This is a genomic window from Acetobacter sp. DmW_043, assembly GCF_002153485.1.
GTDB classification, from domain to species: Bacteria; Pseudomonadota; Alphaproteobacteria; order Acetobacterales; family Acetobacteraceae; genus Acetobacter; species Acetobacter thailandicus.
In genome coordinates, this window is sequence record NZ_JOMN01000078.1 from 1 (window position 1) to 344 (window position 344).

The 344-nt window shown below is 52.6% G+C and carries 1 pseudogene; it reads right to left on the reverse strand.

Annotated elements, in window-relative coordinates:
- A pseudogene (locus tag HK11_RS11705) lies at positions 1 to 344 on the reverse strand (hypothetical protein); the annotation flags it as partial.

A 344-nucleotide genomic window follows, 5' to 3' on the forward strand; every position in this document is an offset into this window, starting at 1 on the left:
ATTTCTTCCAGTCTTGCCAGTTTCTCTAACCGTATCCAGCTAAAACGACTGTCTAAAATATGATCCTGCTGCCATTCCGGCAGGAGCAGATGCCCGTGCGTGTTCCCGTCCTTCTGATGGATGACGAGTGTGATATGCTCAGGCTCAGCCTTAAATTCACGGCAGATCGTCTGTGCAAACTCAGAAAGCTGTGTGTCTGTCATGAATTGTGCGGGATTAAAGGCGATATGGCGCAGACCATAGGTCAGCCCCTCACGTCTTGCCTCGCGCATGGCGTCACGGAGCAGCCAGTCTGATCCGCAGAGACATCGGATCGCCTCGTTTTTGGGTCCGTGCAGAACATG